At 61.4% G+C, this 16,974-nt stretch carries 16 protein-coding genes; 4 read left to right on the top strand and 12 right to left on the bottom strand.

The genetic code is table 11. From position 1 onward, the window contains the following. Positions 1-10 precede the first annotated feature (10 nt). The gene (locus tag JNB71_RS09455) at positions 11-631 is read right to left on the bottom strand and encodes a CDP-alcohol phosphatidyltransferase family protein (RefSeq protein WP_220371564.1); all 621 of its coding nucleotides are present in this window, start codon (positions 629-631) and stop codon (positions 11-13) included. A gap of 95 nt (positions 632-726) precedes the next feature. On the opposite strand from JNB71_RS09455, the gene apaG reads away from it, so the two are divergent. Further along, positions 727-1,119, top strand: coding sequence for a Co2+/Mg2+ efflux protein ApaG (apaG, locus tag JNB71_RS09450; RefSeq protein WP_018324031.1), 393 nt, complete (start codon positions 727-729; stop codon positions 1,117-1,119). A gap of 41 nt (positions 1,120-1,160) precedes the next feature. Here apaG and JNB71_RS09445 read toward each other — a convergent pair whose 3' ends face one another. The 3 genes from JNB71_RS09445 to JNB71_RS09435 form a co-directional block, all read right to left on the bottom strand. Next, positions 1,161-2,150, bottom strand: a complete 990-nt coding sequence (locus JNB71_RS09445) for an Hsp33 family molecular chaperone (RefSeq protein WP_220371563.1) — start codon at positions 2,148-2,150, stop codon at positions 1,161-1,163. A gap of 282 nt (positions 2,151-2,432) precedes the next feature. Next, positions 2,433-3,344, bottom strand: a complete 912-nt coding sequence (gene argF, locus JNB71_RS09440; protein ID WP_220371562.1) for an ornithine carbamoyltransferase — start codon at positions 3,342-3,344, stop codon at positions 2,433-2,435. Positions 3,345-3,390: 46 nt separating this feature from the next. Beyond that, positions 3,391-4,590 carry an aspartate aminotransferase family protein gene (locus tag JNB71_RS09435; protein ID WP_220371561.1) on the bottom strand — a complete coding sequence of 400 codons (1,200 nt, stop codon included), beginning with the start codon at positions 4,588-4,590 and terminating at the stop codon, positions 3,391-3,393. 431 nt (positions 4,591-5,021) lie between these two features. Between JNB71_RS09435 and JNB71_RS09430 the strand changes: the two genes are divergently transcribed. Continuing rightward, positions 5,022-5,546, top strand: a complete 525-nt coding sequence (locus JNB71_RS09430) for a GcrA family cell cycle regulator (RefSeq protein ID WP_220371560.1) — start codon at positions 5,022-5,024, stop codon at positions 5,544-5,546. 55 nt (positions 5,547-5,601) lie between these two features. On the opposite strand, the gene phoB is transcribed toward JNB71_RS09430, so the two are convergent. From phoB to phoR, 7 genes are all read right to left on the bottom strand, one after another. Next, complete coding sequence (gene phoB, locus JNB71_RS09425; protein WP_220371559.1) at positions 5,602-6,285, bottom strand: phosphate regulon transcriptional regulator PhoB; 684 nt, start codon at positions 6,283-6,285, stop codon at positions 5,602-5,604. A gap of 107 nt (positions 6,286-6,392) precedes the next feature. Then, the gene (gene phoU, locus JNB71_RS09420) at positions 6,393-7,103 is read right to left on the bottom strand and encodes a phosphate signaling complex protein PhoU (protein ID WP_222857233.1); all 711 of its coding nucleotides are present in this window, start codon (positions 7,101-7,103) and stop codon (positions 6,393-6,395) included. Between the two features lie 74 nt (positions 7,104-7,177). After that, entirely contained in the window at positions 7,178-7,993 is an 816-nt protein-coding gene (gene pstB, locus JNB71_RS09415) for a phosphate ABC transporter ATP-binding protein PstB (RefSeq protein WP_220371558.1), read from the bottom strand. Between the two features lie 12 nt (positions 7,994-8,005). Then, positions 8,006-9,328, bottom strand: a complete 1,323-nt coding sequence (pstA, locus tag JNB71_RS09410) for a phosphate ABC transporter permease PstA (RefSeq protein ID WP_220371557.1) — start codon at positions 9,326-9,328, stop codon at positions 8,006-8,008. Continuing rightward, on the bottom strand, positions 9,325-10,809 hold the full coding sequence (gene pstC / locus JNB71_RS09405; RefSeq protein WP_220371556.1) for a phosphate ABC transporter permease subunit PstC: 1,485 nt from the start codon (positions 10,807-10,809) through the stop codon (positions 9,325-9,327). Before pstC ends, pstA begins: the two co-directional genes overlap by 4 nt. Positions 10,810-10,909: 100 nt before the next feature. Next, positions 10,910-11,944, bottom strand: coding sequence for a substrate-binding domain-containing protein (locus JNB71_RS09400; protein WP_220371555.1), 1,035 nt, complete (start codon positions 11,942-11,944; stop codon positions 10,910-10,912). Positions 11,945-12,138: 194 nt separating this feature from the next. Then, positions 12,139-13,380, bottom strand: coding sequence for a phosphate regulon sensor histidine kinase PhoR (phoR, locus tag JNB71_RS09395; protein WP_220371554.1), 1,242 nt, complete (start codon positions 13,378-13,380; stop codon positions 12,139-12,141). 143 nt (positions 13,381-13,523) lie between these two features. Between phoR and ppk2 the strand changes: the two genes are divergently transcribed. Continuing rightward, positions 13,524-14,405 carry a polyphosphate kinase 2 gene (ppk2, locus tag JNB71_RS09390; RefSeq protein WP_431028517.1) on the top strand — a complete coding sequence of 294 codons (882 nt, stop codon included), beginning with the start codon at positions 13,524-13,526 and terminating at the stop codon, positions 14,403-14,405. A 32-nt stretch (positions 14,406-14,437) separates the two neighbouring features. Here ppk2 and JNB71_RS09385 read toward each other — a convergent pair whose 3' ends face one another. Beyond that, entirely contained in the window at positions 14,438-15,580 is a 1,143-nt protein-coding gene (locus JNB71_RS09385; RefSeq protein ID WP_220371552.1) for a biotin transporter BioY, read from the bottom strand. A gap of 388 nt (positions 15,581-15,968) precedes the next feature. Here JNB71_RS09385 and JNB71_RS09380 point away from each other — a divergent pair, with 388 nt between their 5' ends. Further along, positions 15,969-16,928: an NAD(P)H-dependent flavin oxidoreductase gene (locus tag JNB71_RS09380; protein WP_220371551.1), complete on the top strand. Its 960-nt coding sequence runs from the start codon at positions 15,969-15,971 to the stop codon at positions 16,926-16,928. Positions 16,929-16,974: the final 46 nt, after the last annotated feature.

Below are 16,974 nucleotides of genomic sequence, written 5' to 3'. Positions count from 1 at the left end.
GGGGCGTTTTTCATGCTTGCGTCTCAGCCCTGAAACGCGCCCGCGCCAACATGACGCGCGACAGCGCCGTGTAGAAGCAGACAAGGGAAAAGCCGATGGCGATCTCCGAGAACCAGTGCGGCAGCAGGCAGAAGGCGAGGAACACGGCAATCGTTTTCGTTGCCTCGGCAAGACCCGTGGTAACAGAGAGCAACTTCACGCGCTGCGCGTCCGTGGCGAGGCCGCCCCTCTCGACCATGACGCCAAAGGCGAGGCAGCTCGCGCCATTGATATAGAGAGACAGAAGCAGCAAACCGCCCGCTGCGCCGTTTTCATAGGGGTCGGCGAGGACGAAGGCGAAGGGGATGAGGCCGTAGAAGGCGAAATCGAGGACGGTATCGAGGAAGTCGCCGAAATCCGTGCGGTCAGTCGCACGCGCGACGGCGCCATCCAGCCCATCGCAGATCCGGCTTGCGCCGATCAGAACGAAGCCCCAGGCGAAAGCGTCGAGAACGATGGCAAGGGCGGCGGCCAATCCGAGCACGAAGCCCGTGACCGCCACCGTGTTCGCGCCGACGCCGCGGCGCGCCAACGCCTGGCCGGCGTGATCGAGCCGGGGAGCAAGTCGCCGCCTGAAGTGACCGTCGAGCATGCTGTACCCTATCCTAACAGTTTACGCTGTCCATTATTCTTGACGAAACCATCTTGCTGTAGAATATCGCCGGTAGACTTGAAAAGGGTTTGCATATGTACCGCGCGCTAACTCGCGATATCGAGGTGACCGTAGAGCCTTACTATCTGGAGGAGCAGTCCGATCCGGAGGACAGCCGCTATGTCTGGGGCTACCGGATCCTGATCTCCAATTTTTCCGGCAAGACCGTGCGCTTGATGACGCGCTACTGGCACATTACCGACGAAAACGGCCAGGTGGACGAAGTCAACGGGCCGGGCGTCATCGGCGAGCAACCGGTTCTCAATCCCGGCGACACCTATGAATATTCCTCGGGCTGCCCGCTGGACACACCGTCGGGCGTGATGTTCGGCCATTATTCGATGGAAACACCGGACGGCGACATCTTCACGGTCGACATCCCCGCCTTTTCGCTGGATTCACCAGGCCAGGCCCGGACGCTGAACTAGAGCTTCGCACCGCTCTTGGGATTTGCTCCAGCCGCAGCCTGTTACTGCGGCTTCACTTCCGTTGCCTCGAAGCGATAGGTCGTCGAGCAGAACTCGCACGTGACCGATACCATTCCGTCCTCGACCGCGTGATCGAGATCCTCCTGACTAAGGCTCGCCAGGACATCGCGCAGCTTCTCGCGCGAACAGCTGCACCTGTCGTAAACGGGCTGGGGCGGATAGACCTTGACACCACGCTCATGGAACAGCCGGTAGAGCAACCGCTCGGTACCGACCGTCGGATCGGTCAGCTCATCGGCGTCGATGGTCTCGACCATGACGCTTGCCTCGTCCCAGTGATCATCGACTTCGAAGGCATTTTCGCCGTTGTCGCCGTCACCGCCGTGAAGGTCCGCCTGGCGCATGCGCTCCGGCGCTTCGGGCAAGAACTGCGCAACCATGCCGCCCGCCCGCCACCGATGTCGCGGTTTGCCGTTCTCGTCGCGGTCGAGCAATTCGGCGACGCCGAGGCGCACCTTGGTCGGGATCTGTTCCGACTGGCGAAAATAGACGCCCGCGATTTCCTCCAGCGAGGCGCCATCGAGCGGTACGATGCCCTGATAACGCTGCGTATGCGCGCCCTGATCGATGGTGAAGGCGAGAATGCCTTCCCCCAGCAAATGCTCCGGCTTGGTGAGGCCATTTTCTTCGGCGAGCGACACGGCTTCCTCATCGTAGCGGGCATAGGCGCGCACCCGGTCGGGCGTCGAGAAGTCGGCGACGACCAGATCGACCGGACCATTGCTTTTCGTCTGGACGATCAGCTTGCCCTCGAATTTCAGCGACGTGCCGAGCAGCACCGTCAGCACCACCGTTTCGGCAACCAGACGGGCGACCGGCAGCGGATAATTGTGACGTTCGAGAATGGCGTCGAGCATCGGGCCGAGCTGCACGGCCCGCCCGCGCACATCTAGGCCCTCTACCTGAAACGGCACGACATGATCGTCGCCGGCGAAATCGAATTGGCCGAGGCCTGGCATGGCTTCCGTCATCACTCTGCTCCTTAGCCCTCGGACATCGACCAGCCACAAAGGCTGGGGCCTATGACGACGCGATGTCCGATGCTCTTATTGATCCTGCGCAGGTCCGTTTTGTCCAGATCAGTGCTGAGAAAACGGCTGCTCGCTCTTCTCCACGCAGCTGCGGATGAAAGAACCGAGGTTGGACTTCTGAACGCGGCTGACCGGGCGAGGAGGCCTAAGCCCCACGGGTCATCCAATTGCAGCTTAGATCGTGTGCCGCGGTCCGGTTTTCAATATGTGCGGCGCAGACGCTCAGAGTGCGCCGAGGCACCAGGCCAGAACCGATTTTTGCGCATGCAGGCGGTTTTCCGCCTCGTCGAAGACGACCGACTGCTTGCCGTCGATCACCTCGTCCGTCACCTCCTCGCCGCGATGGGCGGGCAGGCAATGCATGAACAGCGCGTCCTTGTCGGCCTTCGCCATCAGCGCTGCATTGACCTGGAACGGTTGGAACACATTGTGGCCGCGCGCCCGATGCTCCTGGTTCATCGACACCCAGGTGTCGGTGACGACGCAATGGGCACCTGCGACCGCCTGTTCGGCCTCGTGATAGAGCTTGATGTCGCCGCCATTGTTGCGGGCCCAGTTGAGGATCCTGTCGTCCGGCTCGGAACCCAGCGGCACTGCCATGTTCATCCGATAGCCGAAACGCGCGGACCCTTCGACGAAGGAATGCAACACATTGTTGCCGTCGCCGGTCCAGGCAATGGTCTTGCCCTTCACCGGACCTGCATGCTCCTCGAAGGTCATGATATCGGCCATGATCTGGCAGGGATGCGTCGTATCCGTCAGGCCGTTGATCACCGGCACGGTTGCGTGTTCGGCGAGTTCCAGCAGGCGCGAGTGATCGGTCGTGCGGATCATGATGGCATCGACATAGCGCGACAGCACCCTGGCCGTGTCGCCGATGGTTTCGGCGCGGCCGAGCTGCATCTCGGTGCCTGAAAGGAACAAGGTCTCGCCGCCGAGCTGGCGCATGCCGACATCGAAGGAGACGCGCGTGCGGGTCGACGGTTTTTCGAAGATCATCGCCAGCATCTTGCCGACAAGCGGTTTTTCCGCCGTGCCGGCCTTGGTGGCGGCCTTGCGAACCCGGGCATCGTCGATGATCGTCCGCAGGTCGCCTGCCGTCATGGCGGAAAGATCGAGAAAGTGTCTGGCCATTCTATTTCAAAGTCCTGTGTTTTCAGCTTGGGAAGGGGAACGTCGCTCAGGCCGAGGCCTTTCGTCGTTCCACCGTCAGCTGTTCGGCCGCGCGCTCGAGCCGCGACAGGCCTTCGCGGGCTTCCTCCGCCGTCGTCACCAGCGGCGGCAGCAGGCGGATGACGTTTTCACCGGCAGGCACGGCGAGGAGCCGCTCGGCGCGGATCGCCTTGAGCAGGTCCGCTGACGGTACCCTGGCCTTGATGCCGAGCATCAGGCCATCGCCGCGGATTTCCTCAATGATATCAGGGAACCGATCGGCAAGCGAGGCGAGCCCCTGGCGGAAGACCAGCGCCACGTCGCGGACATGCTGCAGAAAGCCGTCGGCCAGCACGACGTCGAGGACGGCATTGCCGACGGCCATCGCCAGCGGATTGCCGCCATACGTCGAACCATGCGTACCAGCGATCATGCCGAACGCAGCCTCCGCCGTTGCAAGGCAGGCGCCGAGCGGGAAACCGCCGCCGATGCCCTTGGCAACCGCCATGATATCCGGCGTGATGCCTGCCCATTCGTAGGCAAACAGCTTGCCGGTCCGGCCGATGCCGCACTGGACCTCGTCAAGGATCAGAAGCAGTCCGTATTCGTCGCAGAGCGAGCGCAGTTCCTGCAGGAACTCCTTGGAAACCATGCGAATGCCGCCCTCGCCCTGGATCGGCTCGATCAGGATCGCTGCGGTTTCCTCCGTGATGGCCGCCTTCACCGCCGGCATATCATTGAATGGTACCTGGTAGAAGCCCGGGGCCTTCGGGCCGAAGCCTTCGAGATACTTTGCCTGGCCGCCGGCGGCGATCGTCGCCAGTGTGCGGCCATGGAAGGCGCCTTCGAAGGTAATGATATGGAACTTTTCCGGGTGCCCCTTGGAGAAGTGGTAGCGCCGCGCCGTCTTGATGGCGCATTCCAGTGCTTCCGCACCCGAATTGGTGAAAAACACCTTGTCGGCGAAGGTTGCCTCGGTCAGCCGGCGGCTGAGGCTTTCCTGTCCGGGAATCTCATAGAGGTTGGAGAGATGCCAGACCTTGTCGGCCTGATCCTTCAGCGCCGAAACGAGGTGCGGATGGGCATGGCCGAGCGAATTGACCGCAACGCCGGCGGCAAAATCGAGATAGCGGGTGCCATCCTCCGCAACCAGCCAGACGCCTTCGCCGCGTTCGAACCTTAGGGGCGCGCGGGCATATGTGTCATAGAGCGGCGTGGCATCGGCCATGGCGCATGTCTCCTCAATCATCCAAGGTGATTGTTTCGGTTGGCTCAGCTCGGACTGTGGCCAGCCCTTAAAAAATCAAAATGCCGCCTCGCGGCGGCAAAATCACTATCTTCATTTCGCACCGCAATGTCAACAAAAGCCGGTGATTTGCGGCAATTTGCGCCAACAACGCGACATGGTTTTTTTTGATCGGACACTCTTGCAAAAATGCCACGCACACCAAGCAAGTTGGGGAAAACTCGAAAATCGATTCGCTCGGATTCCTGGGACTCTTGTCAGCGAGTCCCCCTACCTCTACCTTAACAAACAATTACTAGAACGCATGCGGCGGACCTAGTCACCAAAAGAGTTATCGCGTTTCAACCTCGGCGCCTGTCCGGGGGACGGTGGAGGATTCGACCATCACCAACGCTGTGAATGGAGAAAAGACCATGAACTGGACTGACGAGCGGGTCGAGAAACTCAAGAAGTTGTGGTCAGAAGGATTGAGCGCGAGCCAGATTGCCGCGCAGCTTGGCGGCGTCAGCCGAAACGCAGTTATCGGCAAGGTGCACCGGCTTTGCCTGCCCGGCCGCGCCAAGGCCGGCGGAAGTACAACGACCGCCACCCGCACCAAGCGTCCAGCAACGTCTGCCCCGCGTGCGCCCAACTATGCTGCGCGCGTCGCCACCCGCACCGTGACGCGCACCACCGGCGCCACCGTCATGAAGGAAGAGATGGAAATCGACGCCGTCGAGGATCAGAACGACGCGCCGGTCGGCAACGTGGTCGTACCGATGTCCCGCCGCCTGGCGCTGACGCAGCTCACCGACCGCACCTGCAAGTGGCCGATCGGCGATCCGATGAAGGACGAGTTTCATTTCTGCGGCAATGACTCGCCCGACACGTCGCCCTATTGCACCTTTCACGCAAAGCTGGCCTATCAGCCATCCGCCGAGCGCCGCCGGGCTCGCTGAAGGCCCGCGGACGCCGAACATGAAAATGGGGCCAACAGGCCCCTTTTTCATGCAATCAGCCCTCCAGGGAATAGCCGGCGCCGCGCACGGTTCGGATCACGTCCTGCATGTTGGAAAAGTTGAGCGCCTTGCGCAGGCGACCGACATGCACGTCGACAGTGCGCTCGTCGACATAGATGTCGTGACCCCAGACGCCATCCAACAGTTGAGACCGCGAAAAGACGCGGCCGGGCGAGGCCATGAAGAATTCCAGCAGCCGGAACTCGGTCGGCCCGAGGCGGACTTCCCGGGTCTTGCGGTGGACGCGGTGGGTTTCGCGGTCGAGCTCGATATCGCCGCATTTCAGCAGCGTCGACAGCACCTCCGGCTTGGCGCGGCGCAGCATCGCTTTCACCCGGGCCATCAGCTCCGGCGTGGAGAACGGTTTGACCACATAATCGTCGGCCCCGGTGGCAAGACCGCGAACCCGCTCGCTCTCTTCGCCGCGCGCCGTCAGCATAATGATCGGCAGGCGCTCGGTTTCGGAACGCTGGCGAAGCCGGCGGCACAACTCGATGCCGGAAACTCCCGGCAACATCCAATCGAGGATCAGGAGGTCCGGCAGGCGCTCTTGCAGGCGGATTTCGGCTTCGTCGCCGCGGTTGATCGTATCGACCTCGAACCCTTCAGCCTCGAGATTGTAGCGCAGGAGAACGCTCAGCGCCTCCTCGTCTTCGACAACGGCAATTCTTGGCAGCATGCTGTCTCAACTCCTTGACACCTTGGCCTCAACGCAAGGGGCTCGCCCGCCGGGTCCACAAGGCCGCCCGGGCAATCAAAATGTAAGCATTAACTTACGACGGCAGATCACTTGCCGAACGCGCCGACGGTGTTGGCAGTATCATCCTTCGGACGTTCACCCACCGGCTGGGCGCCGGTTGCCATATAGTAGATCGTCTCGGCGATGTTGGTGGCATGGTCGCCGATGCGCTCGATGTTCTTGGCGCAGAACAGGAGATGCGTGCACGGCGTGATGTTGCGCGGGTCTTCCATCATGTAGGTCAGGAGCTCGCGAAACAGCGATGTGTAGATCGCGTCGATTTCATTGTCGCGCTCACGAATGCTGTTGGCCTTTTCCGGCGAACGCGACGCATAGACGTCCAGCACTTCCTTGAGCTGCATCAGCGCAAGCTCGGCCAGATGCTCGAGACCGCGGGCGAGCTGGCGTGGCAGGCTGGCGCTGGAAACGGCGATCACCCGCTTTGCCGTGTTCTTGCCGAGATCGCCGACGCGCTCGAGGTCGGCCGCGATGCGGATGGAACCCATGATTTCGCGCAGGTCAGCTGCCATCGGCTGGCGTTTGGCGATGGTGACGATCGCCTTCTCGCCGATCTGACGCTCCGCCTCGTCGAGGATGGTATCGTCAGAAATGACCTTTTGAGCAAGCGCGAGGTCGGCATTGACCAGCGCGCGCACGGATTCGGCGACCATCTGTTCGGCAAGGCCGCCCATCTCGGAAATGCGCCGTGTCAGGTATTTCAGGTCTTCGTCGTAGACGGAAACAATGTGCGTGGACATGATTGTTTTTCCTTCGTCACAATCCGGTTTCAAGGGCGCTGCCGTCTCACAACGGGAAACGGCGAGACATATCGTCAGCCGAAGCGGCCCATGATGTAGTCCTGGGTGCGCTGGTCATCCGGATTGGTGAACATCTTGTCGGTGTCGTTTTCCTCGACCAGATTGCCGAGATGGAACATGGCGGTGCGTTGCGAAACGCGTGCCGCCTGCTGCATCGAGTGAGTAACGATGACGATGGTGAAATTGGTCCGCAGCTCGTGGATCAGTTCCTCGACCTTGGCCGTCGCGATCGGGTCGAGAGCCGAGCACGGCTCGTCCATCAGGATCACCTCGGGGCTGACGGCAACGGCGCGCGCAATGCACAGGCGCTGCTGCTGACCACCGGAGAGGCCGGTGCCCGGTTCATGCAGGCGGTCCTTCACCTCGTTCCACAGGCCTGCCTTTTGCAGACTCTGTTCGACGATCTGGTCGAAATCGGCCTTGGAGCGTGCCAGGCCATGGATCTTCGGGCCATAGGAGACGTTCTCGTAGATCGACTTCGGGAAGGGGTTCGGCTTCTGGAAGACCATGCCGACGCGGGCGCGCAGTTCGACGACGTCGATACTCGGATCGTAGATATCGTCCTCGTCGAGGGTGATCTTGCCCATCACACGGCAATTGTCGATCGTGTCGTTCATGCGGTTCAAGGTGCGCAGGAAGGTCGACTTGCCGCAGCCGGACGGGCCGATCAGTGCCGTTACCGTGTTTTCGCGAACATTGAGGTTAACATCGAAAAGCGCGCGCTTCTCGCCGTAATAGACCGAAACGTCCTTGCCGATCATCTTGAAGGGAACAGCGTTCATTTTCTGATCCAGCGCCTTTTCAACTGCTGCTTCTGACATCATGTTCATGTTCTTACCTCACTACCAGCGACGCTCAAAGCGACGCCGCAACAGGATTGCGCCAAGGTTCATAACCACGAGGAAAATCAACAGAATGATGATCGCGCCCGAGGTCCGTTCGACAAATGCACGTTCGGCTTCATTGGCCCACATGTAGATCTGCACGGGCAACGCGGTAGACGGTTCCATCGGGGAACCGGGGTAGTCGACAACGAAGGCCACCATGCCGATCAGGAGCAGCGGCGCCGTTTCGCCGAGCGCGTGAGCCAGACCGATGATCGTGCCGGTCAGCACGCCCGGCATGGCAAGCGGCAACACATGGTGGAAGATCGTCTGCATCTTCGAAGCGCCGAGCCCAAGGGCAGCCGATCGGATCGACGGGGGCACCGCCTTCAGTGCCGCGCGGGTGGCGATGATGATCGTCGGCAGGGTCATCAATGTCAGGACGAGGCCTCCGACCAGCGCCGCCGAGCGCGGCATCCCGGCGAAGTTGATGAAGATCGACAGGCCGAGCAGGCCGTAGACGATCGAGGGGACGGCGGCGAGGTTGTTGATGTTGACCTCGATGAGGTCCGTCAGCCGGTTCTTCGGCGCGAACTCTTCGAGATAGATGGACGCGGCGACGCCGATCGGCAGCGCCAAGGCAAGCACGATCAGCATCATGTAGAGCGAGCCGAGGGCTGCCACACCGATGCCGGCCGCTTCCGGCCGGCTGGAGGCGCCGAAGGTGAAGATGCCGGTGTTGAATTCCTTCGTCATCGCACCGCTGTCGGTCAGCGTCTTCATCCAGCCGATCTTCTGGTCGCTGACCTTGCGCTTGGATTCCTCGACTGCGAGATCGATCTGACCCTTGTTGGCGCTGTCGATGTTGCCTTCGGCAAGCAGCGACACGTTTACGGTCGTGCCGATCACCGAAGGATTGGCTATGACGATGTCACGCAGCTGCATGCGGGCGCTTGCGGACACCATCTCAGTGGCCTTCTTGACCTCGGCCCGGTTCTTCGGATCGATGCCGAGCGCCTTGACGAGGGCATCGCGCACCAGCAGCGGATAGTTGGCCGTCATCAGCTTGGACGGATTTGCCGCGCGCTCGTTCTTCGGGTCGATGACCTTTTCGGCAAACTCGATCGGCAGCGTGATCGTCGTCTGTTGAAAGGCCGTGTAGCCGTTCGAAATGACCGTCCAGAGAAGGACGAACAGGAAGAACAGGCCGATCACGATCGCCGCCATGCCATAGGCACGGAAGCGGCGCTCGGCGGCATAGCGGCGCTTGATGCCGATATCGCGTCTGGCTGCGGTGGGGCGCACGAAGGCGGGGGACGAAGAGGAAACGATCTCGGTCATTCGTACTGTTCCCGATATTTGCGCACAATGTAGAGTGCATAGATGTTGAGGCAGAGCGTGATGCAGAACAGCGTGATCCCGAGCGCGAAAGCCACCAGCGTCTGCGGCGAGTTGAACTCAAGGTCGCCGGTCAGCTGATTGACGATCTTGACGGTGACCGTCGTCATCGCCTCGAAGGGATTGAGCTGCATGCGCGCGGCAACGCCTGCGGCAAGCACCACGATCATGGTTTCACCGACGGCACGCGACGCGGTGAGAAGCAGGGCACCGACGATGCCCGGCAGCGCTGCCGGCAGGACGACCTTCTTGATCGTTTCCGACCGGGTGGCACCCAGCCCGAGCGAACCGTCGCGCAGGGCACGCGGCACCTGGGTGATGATGTCGTCCGACAGCGAGGACACGAACGGGATCAGCATGATGCCCATGACGATACCGGCCGTAAGCACGCTCTGCGCCTGAATGAAGGAGACGTAGTTGCCCGTGACGAGACCATTCAACTGGGCGGAAATATCGCGCAGGAACGGGCCGACCGTGACCAGGGCGAAGAAGCCGTAGACGATGGTAGGGATGCCGGCGAGGATTTCCAAAAGCGGCTTGGCGATCGAGCGGACGCCAGGCCGGGCATATTCGGACATGTAGATCGCCGCGAAGAGGCCGATCGGCACGGCAAACAGCATCGCCACGAATGCGATGTAGAGGGTGCCTGCCAGGAGCGGCAGCAGGCCGAACTGACCCTGCGTCGCCTCGCTGCCGGCTGCGGCGAAACGCGGATCCCAGACCGTGCCGAAAAAGAAGCTGGCCGGCGAAACCGAATTGAAGAAGCGGATCGCTTCCGACAGCATCGAGCCGACGATGCCGATCGTCGTCAGGATGGCGATCGACGAGGCGAGCATCAGGGTCCAGAGCATGACGCGCTCGACCTGATTGCGGGCGCGGAACGGCGCGGAGATGCCACGCAGCGCGAAGACGGCACCGGCAGCGGAGATCAGGAGAACCACGACCGCCATCAAGACGCGACTTGTCGCAGTCATCTGATTGAATTGCGCGGCGGATTTGACCATGTAGGCTTCGCCTTCGCCGGCAAGTGGAACACCTTTTGCGGCCAACACGTCGCGCAGATTGGCGGAGCCGTTGTTGAGCGCTGCCAATTCCGCATCATCCAGCAGATTCAAACCGTTGGCAACGGACTTCACCTGCCCGAGCGCGAGTTCGCTGGTTGCTGCACCCTGGCTGAGCACCGTTTGCGGGAGTGCGTTGCGCACGGCGCTATCGATATAAGCGGGTGCTGCAATCGCCCAGACGGCAAGAACGATCGTCGCCGGGATGATCGCGCAGATCGCTGCATAGGTGCCATGATATCCAGGAAGGGAATGGAGAACCGAAAGCTTGCCGTTCGAGGTGGCAATAGCCCGGGAGCGTCCGGCGAGATACGCCGCAAACCCGACAATCAAAATAAGCAAAAGAATAAGAGATGTGTTCATCTGCATGTCCCCCCGGCTTTGACAATCACTGAAAGCCGGCAAATCCGAACGCGGGAGGTCCGCCACGGCAAATTTGCCGTGGCGGATATTGCTCAGCTTGTTAGAGCATGTTGCCGGCGGCGAAAGCCTTGCGGCCTTCTTCGCGCTCGGCGTCCGGAGCCGAAACCAGGCCATACGCGGCGAGCGGGCTGTCGGGGCCGATCATCTGGTCGTCAAGGAAGAACTCGACATATTCCTTGAGGCCCGGGATCACGCCAAGGTGAGCCTTCTTGACGTAGAAGAACAGCGGGCGGGAAACCGGATACTCACCGGAAGCGATGGTCTCGACCGACGGCGTAACGCCGTTGACGGTTGCGACCTTCAGCTTGTCGGCGTTGTTTTCAAAGAAGGCCAGACCGAAGACGCCGATGCCGTTCTTGTTGGAAGCGATGCGGGCGAGCGTTTCGGTGTAGTCACCGTCGATATCGACAGCCAGGCCATCCTTGCGGACCGCTACGCACTTCTTTGCAGCTTCCTTTTCATCGGCGATGAGGCCCTTGATGACGTCCTTGGCGCCGGCTTCCTTGCAGCCTTCAGCAAGAATCTTCTCTTCGAACACTTCGCGGGTGCCGTGCTTTTCGCCCGGGATGTAGGCCGCGATCTCAACGTCCGGAAGGTCCTTGTTGATTTCCGACCACTTCTTGTACGGGTTGGCAACGAGCTTGCCGTCAACGACGATTTCAGCGGCCAGAGCGAGGTAGAGGTCCTTCGGGACCAGCTTCAGCTCGGCATTGCCTGCGTCGGTTGCGAAGACGATGCCGTCATAACCGATCTTGATCTCCTGGATCTCGGTGACGCCGGCTGCCTTGCAGGTCTCGAGTTCGCTGTCCTTGATCTTGCGCGAAGCGTTGGCGATGTCGATCGTTTCCGGGCCAACGCCCTTGCAGAATTCCTTCAGGCCGCCACCGGTGCCGCCCGATTCAACGATCGGAGTCTTGAAGTCGGGGAAGGTTTCGCCGAAGGTTTCAGCAACGATCTTGGCGTAAGGCAGAACCGTCGAGGAACCGGCAACCTGGATCTGGTCGCGGGCAATCGCAACGCCTGCAAAAGCGGCGGATGCAACCAAAGCTGCAACAGTGAGTTTCAAGGCTTTCATCAGAATTCTCCCAGAATGGGCTTGTGTGGGTGCGCTTTTCATCAGCGCTCGCTTTCGCCGTGTCGATCGGCCGCCCTAGTTAGCGCCCGATGGCCTCACCTTTTATGTCAATTTCACGAAACATTTGTGACAGCTTAAACTATTGAATTTACTTCATTAAACAGATTTGTGACTTTTCGGGGAGCCGGTTTGTGTCAAAACCTTACGGTAAACACGGTGCCCTTGCCGATTTCCGACTGGACGAGCAATCTGGCGCGGTGCCGGGTGAGGATATGCTTGACGATGGCAAGCCCAAGCCCGGTGCCTTTTTTCGACCGGCTGGCTTCTACGTTAACCCGGTAGAATCGTTCGGTAAGACGCGGAACGTGCTCTGCAGGGATGCCAGGCCCGTAATCGCGGACGGACACTTCAGCCGGCGCGTCGCCGCCACCGGAGAGCGTCACTTCGACCATTTTTCCCTCCTGGCCGTATTTGCAGGCGTTTTCGATCAGATTTTCGAAAACCTCGGTCAGTTCGTCGCGATCGCCCTGAACGACGACCGGATCATCCGGCACGACCAGCGAAATCTCCACACCGACATCTTCCGCCAGCGGCGACAGCGCATCCCGCACATGACCGAGCAGCGGCGCGAGGTCGACCGCCTCGTCCGGCGCAATGTGGGATTTGAGTTCCAGCCGCGACAGCGAAAGCAGATCATCGACAAGGCGGCTCATACGCGTCGCCTGCTCGTGCATGATGCCGAGGAATTTCTCGTGCGCCTTGGCATCGTTGCGCGCCGGCCCCTGCAGCGTCTCGATGAAGCCGCGCAGCGAGGCAAGTGGCGTTCTCAGTTCATGGCTGGCATTGGCGACGAAATCGGAGCGCATCCGGTCGATGCGGCGTGCCTGCGATATGTCGCGATAGGAAAGAACATAGAGCCGCTCGTTAGGCGATCCGATCTCGGCTGGCGCGACGCGCACGATGTAGACCGATTCCGACGGGAACCGCTCGGAATGTTCGATCTGGTTTACCTTGCCGGTGGCGATCGTCTCCCGGACCATGTCGAGGATCCCGGGCGAGCGAACCCGTGCGGAAAGATCGGTGTTGGCCGGGATCGTGCCGAAGGCCTTTTCGGCCGCATGGTTCTGCAGAACCACGGTTTCGTCGGGCGCAACCACGAGGATCGGCGTGTCGAGCGCGTGGAAGGCCGCAGCCAGCATACTCAGATCCGTTTCCTCGGCCACCGCCTGGGACACGGGGACGGCGGGCGGCGTGGTGTCGGTCGAACGGCTGAAAAGCGCCGCCATCCAGACTATCCAGAACAGCAGCACCGCGACGGTGTGAATGCCGGCCAATACGAGCGCCGCCGCGACGATGGCCGACAGGCCGATGATCCACTTCTCCGCGCGAGCCCTGTCCTTCAGGCGCTCCCAGACTGTCTTTGTCTCTTCCAACATACTCTCTCTTACCGGCATGCAATCAGCCGGTGATATCGGAGGTTCATGACAATGATTTTCACGGCATGCTTGAATTCGCAATTCAATTGTGGCCTCCTCCCATGAAATCGCGACCGGCGGAAAATGCAGAAGGGGAACCTATCGTGGTGGGGATCGAAAAAACGCAGCCGGTCAAACTCGTCGTCAACGGCAAGGAGCGGGTTTTCGATATCGACAACCCCGAACTGCCGAGTTGGATCGACAAGGAGGCGCTGGCCTCTGGCGGCTTTCCCTACGACAAGAAATTCGACGGCAGCGACTATGACGCAGCGCTGAAGAAACTGCAGATCGAACTCGTCAAGGTTCAGTTCTGGCTGCAGGCGACGGGCAAGCGCGTGATGGCGATCTTCGAGGGTCGCGATGCCGCCGGAAAGGGTGGTGCGATCTACGCGACGCGATCCTACATGAATCCTCGCTCCGCTCGCGTCGTCGCACTGCCCAAGCCGACCGAGACGGAACGGGGGCAATGGTATTATCAGCGCTACATCGCGCATTTTCCAACGGCCGGCGAGTTCGTCATGTTCGACCGCTCCTGGTACAATCGGGGTGGCGTCGAGCCGGTCATGGGCTTCTGCACACCCGAGCAGAACAAGCGGTTTCTCAAACAGACGCCACGGTTCGAGGGGCTTATCACCGGCGACGGTATTCACCTTTTCAAATTCTGGCTGGATATCGGCCGCGAGATGCAGTTGAAGCGGTTCCACGACCGGCGGCACGATCCGCTGAAGGTGTGGAAGCTCTCGCCGATGGATATCGCCGCGCTGACGAAATGGGACCTCTACACCGAAGCGCGTGACCGGATGCTCGAGGAAACCCATACCGAACATGCGCCCTGGACGATCGTCCATGCCAACGACAAGCGCCGCGCCCGCCTCGACATCATCCGTCACATGCTGAAGACGCTCGATTATGACGGCAAGGACGAGGACGCGATCGGCGAGATCGACGGCAAGATTCTCGGCTCTGGACCGGGCTTCGTGAAGTAGCGCTTCGCCGCTTCTTCACCCGGCCACTGCGTTCATTGCCCGGGAAGAATGCGGACGGCGAACAGGTCGAGGCTGTTGCCGGTACCCGCCAGGTCGCTGTTGATCAGCATATGCCCGGGAGCGCTCGGCGCCAGACTGCGGTCGAACGTCACCTTGAACAGCATGTCGCTGGTTTCCTCGTTCACCGTGAAGCGATGACGGCCGCAGTCGCCCAGCGAGGAGAAGTCGCATTCGACGGAAAACTGCGTCTGCTTGCCCGCATCGGCTCGAACGCTGAGTGCCACGGTCGACGTCTTGCCGGAAATCTGCCCGAGAACCGACGCCGGGATTTCGATCCGGACGTTTCCGTCAGCCCCGGCGGTCGCGGAGGTGATGCGCAAGCGTTGACCGCTCTCGTCGCTGACAGCATCAGCCGTCGCACGGCTGCCCGCCGTGACCTTGCCTGCGTCGGCAGGCTTGAACACCTCGACCCAGTCGCCGGAAAAACCCGACTGGGCTCCGAGCGTCCTCAGCCCCTCGCCGCCGTCGAAATCCTCGGACATTACGGTCGAGGGCGGATTGGCAACGCTGGTATCGCGCTCGGCGGCCGATTTCAGAAGGCCGCTGGTTTGCGCCCACCAGGCCGCCGTCCCGATAGCGGCAACGAGGGTCGCCACAACCATGACGAAGGACAGCAAGCGGTCGCGCTTGCGCCGGCGGGGCTTTGGCAACGCGGCGACTGCCGCGGCTTTCTTGCCGCGTTTGCCGGCGACCGGTTCGAAGGGGGCTGCCTCCGGCGCGCGGTTTGCCTCGCGGCGGTCGGGACGCACGCCGGCAAGCCCGTCATCGACCACGGGGCCTACTGCTTCCCCGGCGGCTCGTTCCGGCGGCATGTGAACCCTGTCGTCGAGCGCCGCCGAGGCAGCCCCGTCATCGTCAAGACGAGCATCCAGACGAACCGCGGGCGCCACGGACGCAGCCTTCAGCGCCGCACGTTCCTCGACTTCGATGGCATGGATGATCGCTTCGAGGCGGTGGCGCTGCTGGGCGATCACATTCGGATCGTGCACGTCCTGCTTCCTGAGGCCGGCCTCGAGCGCGTTTCGCGCCGACTGATAGATACGCGCCCGTGTTTCGGAATTCGCCCGGTCGGAGCGCTCCAGCGCATGTCTGATGGCAGTTTCCAGTCCGCTCACTATCCGTCCTTCTTGATGCAGACGACCGGCATGGGGCCGCGCTGCAGGGCATGCCGCACTGGAGCCGAAGCTCTCTGGCCGGCGGGCATGCCGATCAACATTGTCGCGAAAGCCTTGCGGTGCGGCAGCGCTTTCGTTCCTTGAGCATCCGCCGTGGCTCCTGGAAAACAAGGCGCACTTTTGGATGTGTTAACAATTGGGTAACTGCTGACGTCGCGATCTGCAAGCCTCGCGCGTCAAACTGACAGCCGGCGGCGGGGAAAACCCGGTGGTTTTGCCCGGCTTGCCGGATAGGGAGCGTTCAAGCACCCTTTGCAAAATCCATCCGCGCTGATAAAGTTCTTACGTTTACGAAAACGTCAAAGATTGAACCACCGGGAGCGAACTCTTGTCATTGCCAGCCCTTCTCAACGGCACCACGCGGCTGCCCGTCGTCGCAGCGCCCCTGTTCATCATCTCGCATCCAGCCCTGACGATTGCCCAGTGCAAGGCCGGCGTCGTCGGCTCGTTTCCCGCGCTGAACGCCCGGCCGGAAGCGCAGCTGGATGAATGGCTTGCCGAGATCACGGAAGAACTTGCGGCGCACAACGCCCGCAGTCCCGGCAGGCCGGCAGCCCCCTTCGCCGTCAATCAGATCGTCCACAAGTCCAACAAGCGGCTCGAGCACGACCTGATGCTGTGTGTCAAATACCAGGTCCCGATCGTGATTTCCTCGCTGGGTGCCGTGCCGGAAGTGAATGCGGCGATCCATTCCTATGGCGGCATCGTGCTGCATGATGTGATCAACAATCGCCACGCCAATTCCGCCATCCGCAAGGGCGCCGACGGCCTGATCGCGGTTGCCGCCGGCGCCGGCGGCCATGCCGGAACGCTCTCGCCCTTCGCCCTGGTCCAGGAGATTCGCACCTGGTTCGACGGGCCACTCCTGCTCTCGGGCGCGATTTCCACCGGCGGTGCCGTGCTTGCCGCACAGGCGATGGGCGCCGACATGGCCTATGTCGGCTCGGCCTTCATCGCCACAACGGAGGCGCGCGCCAGCGACGCCTACAAGCAGATGATCGTCGACAGCAGTGCCAATGACATCGTCTATTCCAACTTCTTCACCGGCATTCACGGCAACTACCTGAAACCCTCGATCGTCGCCGCCGGCATGGATCCCGAGCAGCTGCCCCAGGCCGATCCGTCGAAGATGGATTTCGAGACCGCCACAAGGGGCGCGAAGGCCTGGAAGGATATCTGGGGCTGCGGCCAGGGCATCGGCGCCGTCACGGAGATAGGACCGGTATCCGCATTGGTCGATCGCCTTGCCCGCGAATATGACGAAGCGCGCCAGAGACTGGCGCTGTAAGACAGCACCTTTGCGTCGTCCCGAGGTTTTTTCCGGTTCTGCAAAC

The organism is Rhizobium herbae (assembly GCF_019511375.1).
GTDB lineage: Bacteria > Pseudomonadota > Alphaproteobacteria > Rhizobiales > Rhizobiaceae > Pararhizobium > Pararhizobium herbae_A.
Note: the sequence above shows the minus strand (reverse complement) of the source record. Positions and strands in the feature narration are given on the sequence as shown.